Genomic DNA, 17990 nt, shown 5'->3' with positions numbered 1-17990 from the left:
GGCCCCCTGTTGATTTTGGTGTAGGAACTTTAATTATACAGGCTCATATTGAATGGGTCTTTTTTTATTTATTTTGAGTGGTGCACTTAATATTACAATTCGTCTGATAAAAAACAGGGATTCATTTGAGTCCCTGTTTTTTTGTATACAGTAATTACGCGTGGTTTTTGGAAATCTTTTGGTATACTTAAAAAAATGACAGAAAAGGAAGTGGACACATGCTAAATAAGCGCTGGTTTCAGCTAGGCATCGGCGTGCTTATTGCGATTTTAATCGTTAAATTTTTCTTGGAAATCGACCATTTATTTAAGCCGATTGGTATTATTTTAGGCGCGATTTTCGTACCGCTTTTAGCGGGTGGGATTTTATTCTACATTACCGAGCCGCTACAACGTTTACTTGAAAAGAAACTTCGCTTCCCGCGCTGGGGCAGTATTTTAGCGATTATTTTCGTGTTAGCTGCAGTTGTTTTTGCGGCTGTCTCGTGGGTAGCACCGTACTTAACGAAGCAGATCACATTGCTAATTCAAAACATTCCGTGGTTATTTAATGAGATTGAGGACAAGGTAAATTACGTCTTGAAAAATCGTGAAAATTTCCCAGACCAAGTGACGAAAGCTATTAATGACTTCTTAGCTTCTCTACAAGATGTTGCTGTATTTACGAGTAAGTTTGTCGTTGATTTCATTAGTGCTTTAATTAACGGCGCATTACTCTTAATTTTAATTCCGTTCTTCTATATTTTTATGTTGAAGGATCACGAAAAATTCCGTCCAAAAGTATATGGCATCTTCTCTGGTGAAACACGTGAATGGGTGAAGGAAACATTAGAAGATGTGAATGATGTATTACGTGGTTATGTGCAAGGTCAAATGCTCGTTAGTGCGATTTTAGCAACATTGATGTTTATTGGCTACAGCATTATTGGCTTAGATTACGCGTTATTATTATGTATACTGGCATTCTTTTTAAATATGGTACCGTTTATCGGACCATGGCTAGCCTTTTTACCAGCGTTCTTCATTGGACTTGTAAATGATCCGATGCAAGCACTTTGGGTATGTGTGATTACATTAGTCGTAAACCAAATTGATAGTAACTTTGTGACGCCAAATGTCATGAGTAAATCACTTGATGTGCATCCACTGACAGTTATTACGGTTATTTTAGCAGCGGGTAATATTGCCGGTTTCGTTGGTATTTTACTTGGTGTGCCAATCTATGCGGTCATTAAGGTCGTGGTGATTAGCATTTATAATCGTCGTAAAAAAATTAGAAGCTACGCGAAAGAAGATATATGATGAAAAAGAGCTGTCCACTAGGAGGACGGCTTTTTTTCTTGTATACTAAATTTAAGTCCAAACTAGGGAGCGAAAAAAATGTTATCATTTGAAGAAAAAAAGGCCATTATCGACTCATTCGATGAGCTTGTCGAAAAACCGATTTCAATGAATCGATTAAATTACCATTATCCAGGAAGCCAATATGAAAAGAAAATCGTTGTTGAAAAATTACATCCAAACGGTAATGGCTTCGTATACGTTGGCGATTTATTAGCGTATAAAGCAGACGACCGCGGTCTTGTGAATATTCGTGATTTCTCTGAACAAGAGCTACGCGATGCCATTGAAGATTCAATCACGTATTTAACAGAAGTAGATGATGTTGTAGAGGAGGTAACGATTGAGGAATCATTCCGCAATCGCTCAGGCGATCAATTATTACTATCATTCGACGGCGCATTCTGGAATGTATCACATGGCTTTAACTTAGAAGAAAGCTTTGGTACACGTGAGGATGCAGAAGAATATTTAGCTGCAGAAGGCTTTAAAAAAGAGAAGTAAGCAGGAGCAGAAGAGTTAACTTTTGACTCTTCTGTTTTTTTATTTTATAATTATCTCGAATTCAAGATAAACGGAGGCGGATATATTGGAACATGTTTTTGTAAAAGGAACAAATGACGCAGCACCGACATTTTTATTACTACATGGCACGGGCGGGAATGAACAAGATTTATTAGGACTTGGACGTGAATACGATAGCGAGGCATCACTGCTTGGTGTGCGCGGAAGTGAAGTGGAAAACGGTATGCCACGATTCTTCCGTCGTCTAGGCATGGGTGTGTTTGATCTAGATAACTTATCGGAGCGTACGAAGGAGCTTGCGGCATTTATTGATGAAGCGGCGGCGCAGTATGGCTTTGACCGCGATAATGTCATTGTGGTTGGCTATTCAAATGGTGCGAATATCGCGGCGAACTTATTCTTTGAAGTGGGGAATATTGTGAAGGGTGCGATCTTACACCATCCGATGATTCCACGTGAGGATGTAGAGATACCGGATTTAACAGGCTTAAACGTATGGATTGGTGCTGGTGAAAATGACCAGATGACACCTGTAGAACATTCAACAGGCCTACAAAAATATCTTGAGCAACACGGCGCCACAGTCGATGTATTTTGGCATCAGCACGGTCATCAATTAACGATGGATGAAGTGAATGATGCGAAGGCTTGGTATAATAAAAATTTTAAATAACACAAATCGACACTTTCAAAGGTACATCTTTGAAAGTGTTTTTTTTATGGACAAAGTTAAACGCTAGCTGTACACCTAAGAAAGAGGATGAACCAAGAATTTGACGGCGACTCCTAGAGGAATAGCATGAGCGGAAGACCCCGCAGTGAGCTTGCGAGCGAGGAGGCTTCCGCCATGCCTCAGGAAAGCGTCCGTCAAATTCAACTGAAAGAAAGTCTACGTTTTATGTGTCAGCACCATAAAAAAAGAAGCTGGCAAGCACCAGCTTCGTTGCGGTTCATTATAAGAATAAATTAAGCAATAAGAAAATCCCGCCACCCATTAGACCTGCAAGTGGTAACGTAATGACCCATGTAATAACGATATTACGTGCGACACCCCATTTTACCCCTTTTGCATTTTGAGCTGCACCAACACCCATGATTGCTGAAGAAATAACATGAGTTGTTGAAACAGGTAAGTGAAGTTGCGTTGCCCCAAAGATGATTAAAGCAGAAGACATATCTGCTGCTACACCATTAACAGGACGAATTTTCATAATTTTACTACCGACTGTTTTAATGATTTTATAACCACCAACAGATGTACCAAGACCCATTGCAAGCGCACATGAAATACGCACCCATAATGGAATTTCAGAACCTTGACCAAGTAGGCCACCAGCCATCAATGCCATTGTGATAATACCCATTGATTTTTGCGCATCATTTGTACCATGTGTAAACGATTGAACAGCTGCAGTAAAGATTTGTACTTTACGGAAACCATTATTTGTTTTGTAGAGACTAAAGCCAGAGAAAATGACTTTAAATAATGTCATCATTAAGAAACCAATAACAATCGCGATAAATGGAGATAAGATTAACGCTTTAATAATTTTTGTAAAGCCTTCCCAGTTAATGGCACTGAAGCCGGCTGCCATTGCAGCAGCACCAGCTAGAGAACCGATTAATGCGTGAGAAGAGCTTGAAGGAATACCAAAATACCATGTAGCTAAGTTCCAAATAATCGCTGAAATTAACGCCGCCAAAATAATAACTACACCATTTTCAAGTGCAAATGGATCGACGATATCTTTCGCTAAAGCTTGGGCAACACCTGTGAAGGTAATGGCACCGATGAAGTTCATCGTAGCGGCCATTAATACAGCAACACGCGGTGGTAATGCACGAGTGGATACGGCTGTAGCAATCGCGTTTGCCGTATCGTGAAATCCGTTAATAAAGTCGAATGCTAAAGCAAAGAAAACGACTAAAACGGTCAGAATAATTATACTCTCCATTTTGATAGCTCCTACGCGTTTCGCATAATAATAGTATCCATTGAATTCGCAACGTTTTGACAGTAATCCGCTACTTCTTCAAGTTGCTCATAAATGTCTTTGAACTGGATGATACGAATTGGATCTTGTTCATGTAAGAATAATTGTTTAATTGACGTACGTAATACTTCATCACATTTACGTTCATAATCTTTAATTAGAATGGCATGTTCGCGCATATTCACCAGTTTTTTGTTTGTTAAGTGCGTCATCGCTTTCATGATTTCATCTGAACTTAAGACGATGTATTTTAAGAAATCGCGCATATTGTCATCCACTTCTGTTAATGAGAACATTTCAAAGTGAGCGATACAGCCCTCGATACCATCTAAAATATCATCCATGCGGACAGCTAATTCTAAGATGTCTTCACGTTCAATTGGTGTCATAAATGATTTGTTTAACATTTGAATCAGATTATGAATTAATGTGTCACCATCTGTTTCATATTTTTTTAATGTAACGCTAAGCTCTTTTAAATCAGCAATGCTTGTAATTTTAAATTCTTCTGCATAGTGAGCCGCTTTGTTGCAGTTAACTGCAATATCGTAAAGGGCATTGAAGAACGGGTCGGGTTTTTTTGAGCTAAACATGTAAGTCCTCCTAAATAATAAACCGCGTATTCATTTTAAACGCACTTCCTATAATAACAAATTAGCTGAAAAAACCATATTCAATTTACATAAAATTACGCAAAATTTACAATCGTGTAACAATCGATTTCGACAATTATCGAGTAAAAACGACTAATTAATAAGTGAATAACACAGTATTTTGTAGAAAATATAGGATTGAGCGGGCATTTCATTTACAAAAAATTAACTTGACAGAGCCTTTTAAACACCCGGAAATTTCTTTTTTCATAAAGACGTAAATATAATCATAAAATGTGACAAATTACAGAAATTTTTATTAAAAAACGCAAAAAAGTGAATAGTTGACTGTTTCGAGCAACTTTTAGAAGGAAATAATCCACTTTTAAAGACATTTTCATTGAGAAACGCTATCATTATAGTGGAAAGAATGAATTTTAAATTTTATAAAAACGAAATGGAGATGAATGTCTTGGAATACCGTATCGAACATGACTCTATGGGAGAAATTAAAGTACCTGCAGACAAAAAATGGGGTGCTCAAACTCAACGTAGTACACAAAACTTCCGTATTGGGTCTGATCATATGCCAATCGATTTCATTCATGGTTATGCAATCTTAAAGAAATCAGTAGCAAAAGTTTGTGTTGAATTAGGTACACTATCATCAGTAAAAGCAGAAGCTATTGCGCACGCTGCAGACGAAATCGTAGAAGGAAAATGGGACGATCAATTCCCACTAGTAATTTACCAAACAGGTTCTGGTACTCAAACAAACATGAACGTGAATGAAGTAATCGCTCATATTGGTAATGAATACCTTGAAGCAAAAGGTTCTGAAGAACGTCTTCACCCAAATGATGATGTAAACAAATCTCAATCTTCAAATGACTCATTCCCAACAGCTATGCACATCGCAACTTCAATCGCTGTAGAACGCAATCTTGTTCCTGCATTAGAACAAATTAAAGCGACACTTAAAGCGAAATCAGAAGAATTCATGAACCTAATCAAAATTGGTCGTACGCATTTACAAGATGCAACACCACTTACTTTAGGTCAAGAAATCAGCGGTTGGTTATACATGATCGAAGCTTCTGAAAAAATGATTAAAGAAGCAGCATTAAACATGCGTGAACTTGCAATCGGTGGTACTGCAGTAGGTACAGGTCTTAACACACCAGACGGTTTTGACGAGAAAGTTGTCGCTGAAATCTCTAAAGAAACAGGCTTAGACTTCGTTCCATCACCAAATAAATTCCATGCATTAACATCACATGACCAAATTACAACAACACATGGTGCGCTAAAAGCATTAGCAGCTGACTTAATGAAAATCGCCAATGATGTACGTTGGTTAGCTTCTGGTCCTCGTTCTGGTTTCGGTGAAATTTCAATTCCAGAAAACGAACCAGGTTCATCAATCATGCCAGGTAAAGTAAACCCTACACAATGTGAAGCAGTAACAATGGTTGCTGTTCAAGTTATGGGTAACGATACAACAATCGGCTTTGCTGCATCACAAGGTAACTTTGAATTAAACGTATTCAAACCAGTTATCCTTCACAACTTCATGCAATCAGTTGAATTATTAGCTGATGTTGTACGTAGCTTCGACGAACACTGTCTAGCTGGTATCACTGCAAATGAAGATAAATTAGAACACTTCTTAAACAACTCTTTAATGTTAGTTACAGCACTTAACCCATACATCGGTTATGAAAACGCTGCGAAAATCGCAAAACTAGCACATAAAGAAGGCTTAACATTAAAAGAAGGCGCACTAAAATCTGGTTTATTAACAGAAGAACAATTCGACGAATGGGTTGTTCCTTCAAAAATGATCAAATTCTAGTAAGCTCTACGAAAAGAGGCTTGGTATAAACCAGCCTCTTTTTTGTGCATTTTTTTAGAAAAAATATTACATTTTATGTAAATCATTATGTAAGACCTATGTAAAAAGTCTTTTTAATAAAAAATAACTGAGTATTTAGACATATTTTTTGTGCTCTGCTATACTAAAGTAGATTCATGTAACATTTTTCATTTACTTTAGATATATAGGGGGGAATACAAATGAAACAAGGAAAACTGAGCACGAAGATTATGACAATGTTTACACTTGTATTTGGCTTGTTACTAATCTTCTTTATGCTAACAATCGATTACACAGCGAAAAAAGTAGCTGAAAAATCAGTTGCGCAAAATGCTGTATCAATTGCACAAGATTTAGCTGAAAAAGTAGATGCTTCAAGTTATGAAACACTCACAAAAAATCCTACTGAAAATGATACGTATTGGACATTACGTGAAGAACTAAATGAATTACGCGAACAAAAAAATGTGCTATATGCGTACACATTTGCAGTACCACAAAAGGATGAAGTTCAATTTTTAGTAGACGGCCAACCTCGTGATGCTAAGGCAGAAGATGTGGGGAAAATCCAAACAACCTCCGCCTCAACAACGGTAAATGATTTAAAAAAGGTCGATAAAAAAGGAAGTTATACATCAAGTATTTTAGAAAGCTCGTTTGGACAGTATGTATCAGGTACTGTTCCAATTAAAAATGATGCCGGCAAAACAATTGCTTATTTAGGCGTCGATATTGATGCAGATCAAGTAACAGCTGTACAAAAAAATACATTTTGGAGTGTGCTTCCAGGCGTCACAATTTTCTTCATTATTTCAATAATTATAGCGGGTCTATGCATGTATCTGTATGTTAATCGCCAATTGAAGCCACTACAAGCGCTAAATCAGGCGGCAAGCAAAATGGCAGAAGGAGATTTAACAGCGGGTGAGAAGATTGTGAAAGGTATAGAGATGAAGGGTAAAACAGAAATTGCGACATTCGCTACGCATTTCGGTACGTCTTTAACATCGCTTAAACAAACGTTTGAAACATTCCAAAAGCGCGCAGACGAGCTACAGCAAATAACGGAGAAGCTTACAGGCTCTTCACAAACATTTGAGCAATCGAATAACCAAATTACAACGAATGTAGCACAAGTTGCGCAGCAAAGTACTCAACAGACAGAGAGCAACGGAGAAGTCATCATTGCAATGGATGAAATGACAGTCGGCATTCAGCGTATGGCCGATATGACATCGGATGTTGCGAGTGCCTCAAATGATATGACGAACCTCGTAAGCGAAGGGGTAAAGCAGACGGAGCAGGTCGTGACGCAAATGCAGCACGTTGAATCGACGGTGATGCAGACTGCGACGAATGTAGAAGAGATGACGACGAAATTTGCGAGCGTGCAGGATATGGTGAAAATCATTACGAAAATTGCCGATCAGACAAATTTATTAGCGCTGAATGCGGCCATTGAGGCGGCGCGCGCTGGTGAAGCAGGGAAAGGCTTTGCAGTGGTGGCAAATGAAGTTCGTAAGCTCGCAGAATCGTCAGGAAAAGCCGCACATGATATTTTAAATGAATTAAAAGGCTTCGAGACAGTGTCTGAGCGTACACATGCGCAAATTGCGGATAGTAAAGCGCAAATGCTTGCAGGCAATGAAGCTGTTGCTTCGATTGGTGGCCAACTACGCGCGATTAATACGACCGTTGTGGAGGTCAATGCAAGCATTCAAGAAGAGTCAGCTGTTATTGAAGAGATGTCAGCCGCTTCAGAGGAAGTACTCGCTTCGATGAATGAAATGAATGAGCGATTACGTGCTACAGCAGACTTTACGAATGAAACGAGTGATGCGGCATTAACGCAGCAGCAAGTGGTGGACCGCTTACAGCAAGTCATTCGAGATGTTGAAACAACAACGACCGGGGTCTTACAGCAATTAAAGCAATTTAAATAAAAAAAGAAGAGGCTTTGACATACGTGTAGAAATCCCCTCTCGTAGGAGCATAAGAAAAACCGGAATCGCGCTGTGGCGCGGTTCCGGTTTTTCGTTGCGAACGCTAAAAAAAGGAAAATGACGTGTTTTGTCCCAGCCTCTTCTTTTCTTTAGGAATCTATTAAAATTTATGCGTTTTTTTCGTTTCGGCGCTTCCAAATAATCGTTGCGATGATTAAGACAACTAAAATACCTTGTCCAATCATTGTTTCGACAGTTGGGTAGAAGCCAATGCTTGCGATTACCGGTAGATTATCGACTACATTCGTTGGGATATCGCCCATTAATTGCAGTTTATGTGTTGAGACACCGATAATTTTAAACGCTAATAAGTAAATTAAAATGGTCGCGACAGCGAAGAAACGGTGAATAGGAATACGTGCGCTCACTTTGACAATTAAGAAGGCGACGATTGCTAAAATAACAATCGCAATGACAATCCCGAATGCAAATTGGCTTGTTTCCATTTTCGGTGCAATTCCTGCGTAGAAAATCAGTGTTTCCGCACCTTCACGGAAGACAGAAAGGAAACTGATTAAGGCCATTGCCCACACAGAACCGCGAGACATCGCATGATTCATTTGCTTCGCAATATAGGCATTCCACGCTTTAATATTCGACTTACTATGAAGCCAGACACCGACACCAATCATCATTGCCGCAGCAATGAGACCGACATACCCTTCGATAAGCTCACGGCTTGAATTCATTGAATCTGAGTTGAAGAATACCGACATGAAAATCGCCATCACCGCACTCACACCAATACCGCCAGCAGCACCATAGTAAATGTATTTGGTCATATGTGTTTGCTCTGATTTTTTAAGGAAAGCTACTAAGGCCATGATAATTAAAATAGCTTCTAAACCTTCACGAAGAAGGATTAACGCAGAATCCCAGAACGTATAACCATCATCATCTTGTAATAATTGAATTTCTTTTTTGAAATCTGTTAATTGCTTTTTCAGCTTGTCTTTATCGCTCGCATCTTTTAGTAAGTTACTAGCGATAATCGGCATGTCACTCTCAATTGATGTATAAAGAGAACCATTACGTGTACTAATGTCACTTTCGACATTTGGCCATGTTGTAATGAATTTTTTTACACTCGCAGAGGCCTTTTCGTACTCCGCATCATCAATTGAGCCCGTTGCATCATCAATTAAATCAACGAGCGTTTGAAGTGTGTAGCCTTTTTTGACAGCGCCAACTTTCTTATTGTCTCCAAAGTCAGTAATGCTTTGTTTTAATGTTTTAAATGTATCTTTTAATGATTCAACATTTGGCTTGTCATTAGCAAGCTCCATACGTATGAAGGACATTTGTGTTTCGATTTGACCGTAGGCACCCATGTCAAATTCACGTACAGGCTTTTCTTTTAAATTCCAAAAGCTATTGAACGTTTTATATTGTTCATTGATTTTATCAAGGTCACCACTGTTAATCGCTTTTTCTAAGTTAGTTAAAGCCGGTGTGATTGTCGTCATGAACTGTTTACGTTCTTTCTTTTCATCAACTGGATTTTCTGCTTTTTCTAAAGCAGTAAGTGCTTTTGATAATTCAGTAAGTGCTGCTAGACGCGCATCCTTATCTTTTTCAGAAAAAGCTTTGTCATATGCTGCATCAACCGCTTTTTTCTCTGCTGCATGGTCATCTGCTACTTCTTTTTGTTGCCATGCTTGATCGAATTCCTTCAATGCTTTTTCAGCATCATTTCCTTCACCATTACGAATATCCATAATAGCGTCACTAATTGAAATGTACAGGCCGCTGTAAGATGATGAATCCGCCGCCAGTGCTTGTGGCATTGGGCGAAGGATCGTCAACATTACTAGCAGCGCGATAATCATAAACTGACTGCTACGCGTTAAAAAGTGCTTCACCTATATAACTCCCTTTTTTAATGCCAGGGAAGCAAGCGAAAACACCGCTGCCTCGATGGGTAATGTATTCATTCATTTTATCTAAGCGACCAAGCGCATTTTGAATATCCGTAAATTGTTGCGGATTTTTCTGGAATGAGATAAATAGTAAACCGGCATCATACGCACCTGTATGGTCTATCACCCCAGATGAGTATGAAAAGGCACGGCGCATAATACGAGCCTTTACTTGACGTGCTAAGAAGACATGAGACGTTTCAGGCAATACATAATTGCCATTTTCGTCTTTACGGTCCTCGTCCACAGCATCAAATTCATTTTCTTTCCCGTAAGGCGCACCGTTATGACGGTAGCGGCCAAATGTATCCTCCTGCGCTTGTAATGATGTACGATCCCAAGTTTCTAAATGCATTTGAATGCGACGTACAACTAAGTACGAGCCATTTGTCATCCAAGGTTTTGACTCTCCCTTTTGGACCCAAACAACGTCATTCATTGCTTTTTCACTACGTGGATTTTCCGTACCATCTTTAAAGGCAAATAAATTACGTGGTGTTTCACGTTTTCCTTCTTTGTTGACAGGAATTGAATTGAAGCCAGCTTGTGTCCAGTTAATCGATACTTTGCCACTCGCTGCACGTACTAAATTACGTACGGCATGGAAAGCGACTTGTGGGTCATCTGCACAGGCTTGGATACAAAGATCGCCACCTGTATAAGCTTCTTCAAGCTGATCTTTAGGGAAGTGAGGTAAGTCATTTAATTCTTTTGGTTTGAGATGACTCAAGCCAAGACTTTTATTTTTAAATAGTGACGGCCCGACACCAAAGGTAATCGATAAATTTTTTGCATCGACACCGATTGCTTCCCCTGTATCAACAGGCGGTACGTAACTATTTTTTGTTTCTCCGATTGGCTTGCCATTCATGAGGCTTACTGTCATAGGGGTCCACATTTTAAAGAGCTCTTGTAGCTCCGCTTTGGACTTAACTAAAACAGATAAAGAGGCAAAATAGACATGTGTTTGTACTTCTGTCGCAATACCTGATTGATGCTTCCCATAAAAATTTACTTTATTTTCTACAGAAGTGTCATCTTCTAAAAAATCTGGCACTCCGAACGCTTTTAATACGCCACCTAGTCCAGATGCTCCAATGGCCACACCAGCAGCGCCAGCGCCAGTCATTTTTAGCATTCGTCGACGAGAGAGCTTCTTATCCATAAAGGTCTCTTTATTTGATTCAGTCATGTTTCATCACTCCAAAATTACTCTAAGATTGTACCCATTTGGCTTAATGGTTCACCTAATTGGTTAATTGCATCAGCTAAAGCTTTTGTATCTTTGTCTGTTAACTTAGTATAAGACACGTAGCCACCATCTTTTGTTTCATAGTTTGCTAATAAATCGTTCACGTTTTTGAATTTATCTGTTAAGTTTTCAGCTAAAGCTGCATCTTTTTCTTTGATTTTTGGTTCTAGGATTTCGAAGATTTTTTCAGCACCTTCAATGTTTGCTTTGAAGTCATAAAGGTCTGTATGAGAGAAGATGTCTTCTTCACCTGAAATTTTAGAAGTTGATACTTCGTTTAATAAGTCAACAGCACCATTGATCATCATGTCAGGTGTTACTTCAACTGTTTCTACGCGCGCACGTAATTCTTTTGTGTCAGCTAGTAATTTATCAGCTACTTCTTCGTACCCTTTTGTTTTACCATCTTCCCATAGTGCGTACTCTAATTTGTGGTAACCAGTCCAGTCATCTTTCGTTTGACCTTCTGCTTCTAAGTCAGCTAAACGAGCATCGATTGCTGGGTCAAGGTCGCCAAAGCTTTCAGCGATTGGTTCAGAACGTTCAAAGAACATACGAGCTGTAGGGTAAAGTTCTTTTGCTTTATCCATATCGCCATCTTTAAATGCTGTCACAAATTCTTCTGTTGCTTTTGTGAATTGGTCCAGTTGGTCTAAAGCAAATTCTTTGTATGCTTTTGTTTCTGCATCAAGTGAAACTTCTTTTGTATCTGTTGCTGTTTGTTCTGTTTTTGTATCAGATTTTTTTGTATCGTCTGAGTTACCGCATCCACCCATAACGACACCGCCTGCTACTAAAATTGCTAATAATGATTTTGCTTTCATTGTATAAAATCCTTCTTTCCCTAAGTGAGTTTTTCTATATACTGCTAAGACAATGATAATCATTATCAATGATAAGTCAATAGAATTTTAAACAAAAGTGCTATTTTACTACAACCCAATGTAATATTGCCAATAAATTGTATCGCATTTTTAAGCGGAAATGCTTTGATTTATCGTAAAATAATCGCCTACATACAAAAAAGAGAAAGTGCCCGTTTTTACGAGCACTTTCCCTTGTGTATTAGAATAAATGATGTAATTCCTTTTCTAAAAATGGTGTAGCAGATAAGAAATTTGTAAACGCATGATAGCGCGCTAATTGCTCGTCAGCTGGCTTTTTGCCGGTATAGTACGCCCGAATCAAGATGTTCTTTGGGGTATGCGACATATCGATAAATTCCATCAGCTGCGCATCATAGCCAACTAAGCTTAAAATCTCTGCACGAATCGAGTCCGTTGCAAGGGCGGAGAAGCGTTCTTTAATTAAGCCATGCTGTAGCATAATATCAAGCGGTGAGCTGTTGATTTGATTATTCAGCTCATGCTGACAGCAAGGAACGCTTAAAATAACTTTTGCACCCCATTTTACGGCACGTGATAATGCCATATCCGTCGCTACGTCACAGGCATGAAGTGTGACGACCATATCAACGCTTGATTCATCATTGTAATCATTAATATCACCAACTAAAAATTCTAGTGAATCATACTGTAAGTCCGCGGCGATTTGCGCACATTCCTCGATAACCTCTTTTTTCAAATCAAGACCCGTCACGCGAATATCTAAGCCTTGCTCAACTTTTAAGTAGTGATATAGCGCAAATGTTAAATACGATTTACCAGAGCCGAAATCTAAAATACGGATTGTGCGGTCTTTTGGTAAGTATTCTAGTGAATCATGAATAAATTCGATGAAGCGATTAATTTGTTTAAATTTATCATATTTTTGCTTTTTCACTTTTCCGTCAGGCGATTGTACACCTAAACGAATTAAAAATGGATACGGTGTTTCCGGGTCCAATAAATAATTCTTTTTGCGATTATGTGAAAGATTGGCTTTTTTAGCCGTCGCATTGGCTGTAGTTTTAATAAGTACTTTATTCTTTTTAGAAAGCTGTACTTGCACACTTTCTGTTTCGAAGTCTCCTTGGAATTGACGGAAATCCTCAAATAACTCATTAATTTTTGCTTCTATTAAATGGAGCTCAATATTGTCGTGTTTTAAAATACGTTCGTACTGATATTCTAGCTGAATATGGTAAGTACCCTTTAATTCGATAGGTTTTAATTTCACACGCTTTACTTCATTTGATTTCATACGTGGCTGGCTAATTGTCGCACTGACAAGCTGTTTATTTAAAAGACGCTCGATTAGCGCCTGCTTCATTTCTTGGAATTCCATGTAAAAATCCTCCCGTAAATTATCCGATACGCATTAGTGTAGCATAAAAAAAGAGGCTTCGTTGATTCCGAAGCCTCCGCCTAATTATTTCTTTAAGTACGTTAATGTTTTGCCTGTCCATCCAAAAAGAATTGTGAGGATAGGAGACAGGATACAGAATAACGCGAATGGTGCGTATTCAAGTGTGCTAACATCTAAAACTGTTGTGATGAAAATACCACAAACACTCCAAGGAATTAACGGATTGACGACCGTACCTGCATCTTCAACGGTACGCGCTAAGTTTTTAGAAGCGAGTCCTACTTTTTCAAACTGCTTTTGGAATGTTTCAGCTGGCAGTAAAATCGATAAATATTGTTCACCGATAAAGACGTTTACGCCGATTGCGGTTGCCGCAGCCCCAGTAATCGTTGAGCCCACAGTTTTAAAGAGATGCTCAATTTTTTGTAGAACGACTTGAATGATACCGAGCTTAAATAATAAGCCACCCATACCAAGTGCTAAAATCACTAAGCTAATTGTGAAGAACATGCTACTAATACCGCCACGTGTTAAAAGGGAATCAATTTCTTTAACACCCGTCGTTGATTTATAACCCTCAAATAACATCGTCAACACTTGGCTACCGCTGTATGTGTGGTGGAAGTAGGATAATGCAATGGCAAATACGGAACCGATAATAAGTGTCGGAATTGCCGGTATTTTTTTGAGCGCAAAGACAACTAATAATACGACAGGCAGTAGGGTATACCAGTGAATTAAATCGGTCGCAACGAGTGCTTGCTGAAATTCACCAACACCTGAGTTTGCTAGTTCTTTGCCTGATGGAGATAATACACCGTAAATAATGAATGAAATAACGAAGGCAGGAACCGTTGTCCACGCCATATTTTTAATATGTTCAAATAGGTCAACATTCATAATTGATGACGCTAAGTTTGTTGTATCTGAAAGAGGGGACATTTTATCACCGAAAAATGCACCGGATACGATAGCACCAGCTGTAATCGCTAGCGATAAATCCATCGCATGAGCCATGCCAATAAAGGCAACGCCAATTGTTGCCGTCGTTGTGAGCGAGCTCCCGACAGCGACGCCAATAATACATGCGACGATGAAGACAATCGCATAGAAAAATTGACCAGAAATCAATTCGAAGCCATAGTAGATCATCGTTGGAATCGTACCGCTCATCATAAATGTGCTAATTAAGATACCAATAAAAAAGAAAATAAAAATCGCGGCTAAACCAGATTTAGCACCGTCGACTAATCCTTGTTCCATCGTGCGATATGCTACTTTTTTTAAGGCACCATAGCAAAGCAGCATAATGATGACGAAAAGAACGGGAATATGTGGTTTTGCACCAAAGCCTAATAATGAAACGGCCATGATTGCAATCATAAGAATTAAAATAATACAGGCCTCAAAAAATGTTGGTTTTAAGGCTGAATCTGAGTGAAACATGCTGTGTTGCGCCTCCTGTTAAAACTTTTTTGCTTCAACGCGGTGAAGCTATAAAGAATTCTAGCATGTATGCGGCAATAGTCAATGCTTTTCTTTAAAAAGGTATAGAAAAAAGACATAATCCAAGAAATAAATCATGTCTTTTAAGAATATTATAGAAAAGCCTCTGCTAATAGCGCTTCCACATTATCTAAATGAATTTTCATTGCTTGCTGAGCCTTTGAAAAATCCTGTGCAACAATGGCCTCAAAAATCATTAAATGCTCATCATAAAGTGTTTGAAGCGTTTCTTTTTTTGTATAAAGATAAAGTTTTCGTGTATCACGAATTGTTTCGAGCATCAATTCTGAAACTTGATTTAAAAAAGTTGTAAGTAAGGGATTATGTGATGCTTGTGCGACGGCAGCATGGAAAGCTAAATCATTCATTTCTCCAAAGCCACTATGTGTAAGGGATTCCTTCATTGTATTTAAAATTTCTTGAAGAGCTAAAATATCTTCATCTGTACGATGGATTGCTGCAGACCCCGCAGAGCCGACTTCAATAATTTGACGCATTTCTAGTAGATGTTGAACATCTTCTTTTTTCATAAGGATTGATTGTGTAATTGGAAAGATGATTTGCGATGCATCAAAATGATTTACAAATGACCCTTCCCCTTGACGAATATCTAAAAGTCCTTTTGCTTTTAATGCAGAAAGAGCTTCGCGAACGGCAGAGCGACTAACAGAAAAATTTTGTGCTAATTTTTCAACGGAATCTAGACGATCTCCTGGCTGCAAGGAGCCATCTAAAATACTTGTTTCAAGTGCATCTGCTACTTTTTCATAAATTTTTTTGGACTGGATTTTTTGATACTGCATTCCAGAGCCTCCCTAGAGTGATATAGCTTTATTATACATGGATATGCTCTCTCATATAGCGGAAAAGCTAATTTGAAAAAGAAATCTATTGAATTGTAAGAAAATTGAAAATATAATTTAATACATGAGGTCATCTGATGACTTTAACTTATTCACATTGGGGAGTGTTGATAAGTACATTACATAATTTCTAGGGGGGAAGACATGTTTACACAAAATTATACGGCTGTTGCGGACAGTCTTGGTTGGTCTGCACTTATTGCCGTCATTCCAATCATTTACTTTATTTGGGCGTTAATGTTTAAAAAAATGAAAGGTTATGTTGCAGGATTGACGACACTTATTGTCGCATTATTATTAGCCATTCTATTCTTTAAGATGCCAGTTGGTACAGCTATTATGGCTGCATCACAAGGTGCAGTATATGGCTTATTACCAATTGGTTGGATTATTATAACATCCGTATTTTTGTACAATGTAACGGTTCGTACAGGACAATTTGAAATCATTCGCCATTCTGTATTATCGATTACAGAGGACCGTCGTATTCAAGCGTTATTAGTGGCCTTCTCATTCGGTGCATTTTTAGAAGGCGCGGCCGGCTTTGGTGCACCAGTTGCAATTTCTGCAGCATTATTAGTTGGTTTAGGCTTTAATCCACTTTATGCGGCAGGTTTATGTATGATTGCCAATACAGCACCAGTTGCATTTGGTGCGATTGGCATTCCGATTACAGCGATGGAAGGTCCTACAGGTATTCCAGCGCTTGAAATCTCGAAAATGGTTGGACGTCAATTACCGTTATTATCTATTTTTATTCCGTTCTTATTAGTATGGATTATGGTAGGCTTCAAAAAAACATGGGAAGTATTGCCAGCGATTTTAGTATCAGGTATCACATTTGCGATAACACAATTTTTATCATCTAATTTTTTAGGACCAGAATTACCGGATGTTTTATCGGCACTTGTGTCTTTACTCGCACTCGCAATCTTTATGAAATTTTGGAAACCTAAAACGATTTATCGTTTCAAAGATGAGCAATTGACGATAAATCAAAAGAATACATCTTACACAGGTGGTCAAATTTTTAAAGCCTGGTCACCATTTATTATTTTGACAGCATTTATTTCTGTTTGGGGTATTCCGACAATTAAATCTGCCTTAACAGGACATTATGAAGGAACGAATCTAGCGCTTACCGTCATGAATAAGTTAGGGCAATGGCTAACATTTACACCAGAAGTACCGCTCGTGCATGAAAAAATTCTTGATGGTATGACGAATGTACCGATTGCAGCAGTGTATAAGTTAGAAGTGCTAGGCGCTGCAGGGACGGCGATTTTATTAGCAGCTATTGTGACAAAATTTATTTTCAACGTGTCATGGAAAGAGTGGTTTGCTATTTTGGGGCAGACTGCTAATGAAATCAAGTACCCACTTCTTACGATTTGTGCAGTTGTTGCGTATGCCTATGTAGTAAATGCTGCCGGCATGACGACGACACTAGGGCTTATTTTGGCAAAGACTGGCGCATTATTCCCATTCTTCTCACCAATTTTAGGCTGGATTGGCGTCTTTATTACGGGGTCTGATACATCTGCCAACGTCTTATTTGCGAAGCTTCAGCAAGTAACCGCAAATTCAGTGGGCATGGATCCAGTCCTAGCGCTTGCAGCGAATTCATCTGGTGGTGTTACAGGGAAAATGATTTCGCCACAATCGATTGCAGTAGCGGCCGCCGCAGTAGGCTTGATGGGAAGAGAGTCTGAATTACTACGCTTTACAATTAAATACAGCATTATTTTATTATTAATGGTCTGCATTTTAACATTTCTACAAAGCAATGTTTTATCGTTTATGATTCCTTAACTAGAAAAAGAAATCGGGCAAAGCATTTGCTTGATTTCTTTTTATTTAAATGGAAATAAT

The 17990-nt window shown here is 38.6% G+C and carries 14 protein-coding genes; 6 read left to right on the top strand and 8 right to left on the bottom strand.

What is annotated here, in order from left to right:
• The first annotated feature begins 218 nt into the window (after nt 1-218).
• The 3 genes from ACFSY7_RS06575 (at nt 219) to ACFSY7_RS06565 (ending at nt 2538) form a co-directional block, all read left to right on the top strand.
• Nucleotides 219-1301 carry an AI-2E family transporter gene (locus ACFSY7_RS06575; RefSeq protein ID WP_380147270.1) on the top strand — a complete coding sequence of 361 codons (1083 nt, stop codon included), beginning with the start codon at nt 219-221 and terminating at the stop codon, nt 1299-1301.
• Nucleotides 1302-1379: 78 nt separating this feature from the next.
• Nucleotides 1380-1844, top strand: coding sequence for a hypothetical protein (locus tag ACFSY7_RS06570; protein ID WP_126991460.1), 465 nt, complete (start codon nt 1380-1382; stop codon nt 1842-1844).
• 85 nt (nt 1845-1929) lie between these two features.
• Nucleotides 1930-2538 carry an alpha/beta hydrolase gene (locus ACFSY7_RS06565; RefSeq protein WP_126991459.1) on the top strand — a complete coding sequence of 203 codons (609 nt, stop codon included), beginning with the start codon at nt 1930-1932 and terminating at the stop codon, nt 2536-2538.
• 280 nt (nt 2539-2818) lie between these two features.
• On the opposite strand, the gene ACFSY7_RS06560 is transcribed toward ACFSY7_RS06565, so the two are convergent.
• Together ACFSY7_RS06560 and ACFSY7_RS06555 are read right to left on the bottom strand one after the other, a co-directional pair.
• Complete coding sequence (locus ACFSY7_RS06560) at nt 2819-3820, bottom strand: inorganic phosphate transporter (protein WP_126991458.1); 1002 nt, start codon at nt 3818-3820, stop codon at nt 2819-2821.
• Nucleotides 3821-3831: 11 nt separating this feature from the next.
• Nucleotides 3832-4452 carry a DUF47 domain-containing protein gene (locus ACFSY7_RS06555; protein ID WP_380147268.1) on the bottom strand — a complete coding sequence of 207 codons (621 nt, stop codon included), beginning with the start codon at nt 4450-4452 and terminating at the stop codon, nt 3832-3834.
• A 472-nt stretch (nt 4453-4924) separates the two neighbouring features.
• On the opposite strand from ACFSY7_RS06555, the gene fumC reads away from it, so the two are divergent.
• Complete coding sequence (gene fumC, locus ACFSY7_RS06550; RefSeq protein ID WP_126991456.1) at nt 4925-6307, top strand: class II fumarate hydratase; 1383 nt, start codon at nt 4925-4927, stop codon at nt 6305-6307.
• Nucleotides 6308-6528: 221 nt separating this feature from the next.
• Complete coding sequence (locus ACFSY7_RS06545) at nt 6529-8271, top strand: methyl-accepting chemotaxis protein (RefSeq protein WP_380147267.1); 1743 nt, start codon at nt 6529-6531, stop codon at nt 8269-8271.
• Between the two features lie 167 nt (nt 8272-8438).
• Here ACFSY7_RS06545 and ACFSY7_RS06540 read toward each other — a convergent pair whose 3' ends face one another.
• The 6 genes from ACFSY7_RS06540 to ACFSY7_RS06515 all read right to left on the bottom strand — a co-directional run bounded on the left by ACFSY7_RS06540 (nt 8439) and on the right by ACFSY7_RS06515 (nt 16058).
• On the bottom strand, nt 8439-10193 hold the full coding sequence (locus ACFSY7_RS06540) for an FTR1 family iron permease (protein ID WP_380147266.1): 1755 nt from the start codon (nt 10191-10193) through the stop codon (nt 8439-8441).
• Nucleotides 10171-11442 (bottom strand): iron uptake transporter deferrochelatase/peroxidase subunit, encoded by a 1272-nt coding sequence (gene efeB / locus ACFSY7_RS06535; RefSeq protein WP_380147265.1) that lies wholly within the window; start codon nt 11440-11442, stop codon nt 10171-10173. Before efeB ends, ACFSY7_RS06540 begins: the two co-directional genes overlap by 23 nt.
• 17 nt (nt 11443-11459) lie before the next feature.
• Nucleotides 11460-12326 carry an iron uptake system protein EfeO gene (gene efeO / locus ACFSY7_RS06530; protein WP_139995733.1) on the bottom strand — a complete coding sequence of 289 codons (867 nt, stop codon included), beginning with the start codon at nt 12324-12326 and terminating at the stop codon, nt 11460-11462.
• Nucleotides 12327-12567: 241 nt separating this feature from the next.
• On the bottom strand, nt 12568-13728 hold the full coding sequence (locus ACFSY7_RS06525; RefSeq protein ID WP_380147264.1) for a class I SAM-dependent methyltransferase: 1161 nt from the start codon (nt 13726-13728) through the stop codon (nt 12568-12570).
• A gap of 84 nt (nt 13729-13812) precedes the next feature.
• Nucleotides 13813-15195, bottom strand: a complete 1383-nt coding sequence (gene nhaC / locus ACFSY7_RS06520; RefSeq protein WP_380147263.1) for a Na+/H+ antiporter NhaC — start codon at nt 15193-15195, stop codon at nt 13813-13815.
• Between the two features lie 152 nt (nt 15196-15347).
• On the bottom strand, nt 15348-16058 hold the full coding sequence (locus ACFSY7_RS06515) for a FadR/GntR family transcriptional regulator (RefSeq protein ID WP_126991448.1): 711 nt from the start codon (nt 16056-16058) through the stop codon (nt 15348-15350).
• Nucleotides 16059-16262: 204 nt separating this feature from the next.
• Between ACFSY7_RS06515 and ACFSY7_RS06510 the strand changes: the two genes are divergently transcribed.
• The gene (locus ACFSY7_RS06510) at nt 16263-17930 is read left to right on the top strand and encodes an L-lactate permease (protein ID WP_380147262.1); all 1668 of its coding nucleotides are present in this window, start codon (nt 16263-16265) and stop codon (nt 17928-17930) included.
• Nucleotides 17931-17990: the final 60 nt, after the last annotated feature.

This window comes from Kurthia populi, assembly GCF_042686175.1.
Classification (GTDB): domain Bacteria; phylum Bacillota; class Bacilli; order Bacillales_A; family Planococcaceae; genus Kurthia; species Kurthia populi.
This window is presented reverse-complemented; position numbering and strand designations above follow the sequence as displayed.

Excerpts from the sequence above, each read along its gene's own strand:
- ACFSY7_RS06575 (WP_380147270.1), top strand. The coding sequence starts at position 219 with ATGCTAAATAAGCGCTGGTTTCAGCTAGGCATCGGCGTGCTTATTGCG.
- ACFSY7_RS06570 (WP_126991460.1), top strand. The coding sequence starts at position 1,380 with ATGTTATCATTTGAAGAAAAAAAGGCCATTATCGACTCATTCGATGAG.
- ACFSY7_RS06560 (WP_126991458.1), bottom strand. The coding sequence starts at position 3,820 with ATGGAGAGTATAATTATTCTGACCGTTTTAGTCGTTTTCTTTGCTTTA.
- ACFSY7_RS06555 (WP_380147268.1), bottom strand. The coding sequence starts at position 4,452 with ATGTTTAGCTCAAAAAAACCCGACCCGTTCTTCAATGCCCTTTACGAT.
- ACFSY7_RS06545 (WP_380147267.1), top strand. The coding sequence starts at position 6,529 with ATGAAACAAGGAAAACTGAGCACGAAGATTATGACAATGTTTACACTT.
- efeB (WP_380147265.1), bottom strand. The coding sequence starts at position 11,442 with ATGACTGAATCAAATAAAGAGACCTTTATGGATAAGAAGCTCTCTCGT.
- efeO (WP_139995733.1), bottom strand. The coding sequence starts at position 12,326 with ATGAAAGCAAAATCATTATTAGCAATTTTAGTAGCAGGCGGTGTCGTT.
- ACFSY7_RS06525 (WP_380147264.1), bottom strand. The coding sequence starts at position 13,728 with ATGGAATTCCAAGAAATGAAGCAGGCGCTAATCGAGCGTCTTTTAAAT.
- nhaC (WP_380147263.1), bottom strand. The coding sequence starts at position 15,195 with ATGTTTCACTCAGATTCAGCCTTAAAACCAACATTTTTTGAGGCCTGT.
- ACFSY7_RS06515 (WP_126991448.1), bottom strand. The coding sequence starts at position 16,058 with ATGCAGTATCAAAAAATCCAGTCCAAAAAAATTTATGAAAAAGTAGCA.
- ACFSY7_RS06510 (WP_380147262.1), top strand. The coding sequence starts at position 16,263 with ATGTTTACACAAAATTATACGGCTGTTGCGGACAGTCTTGGTTGGTCT.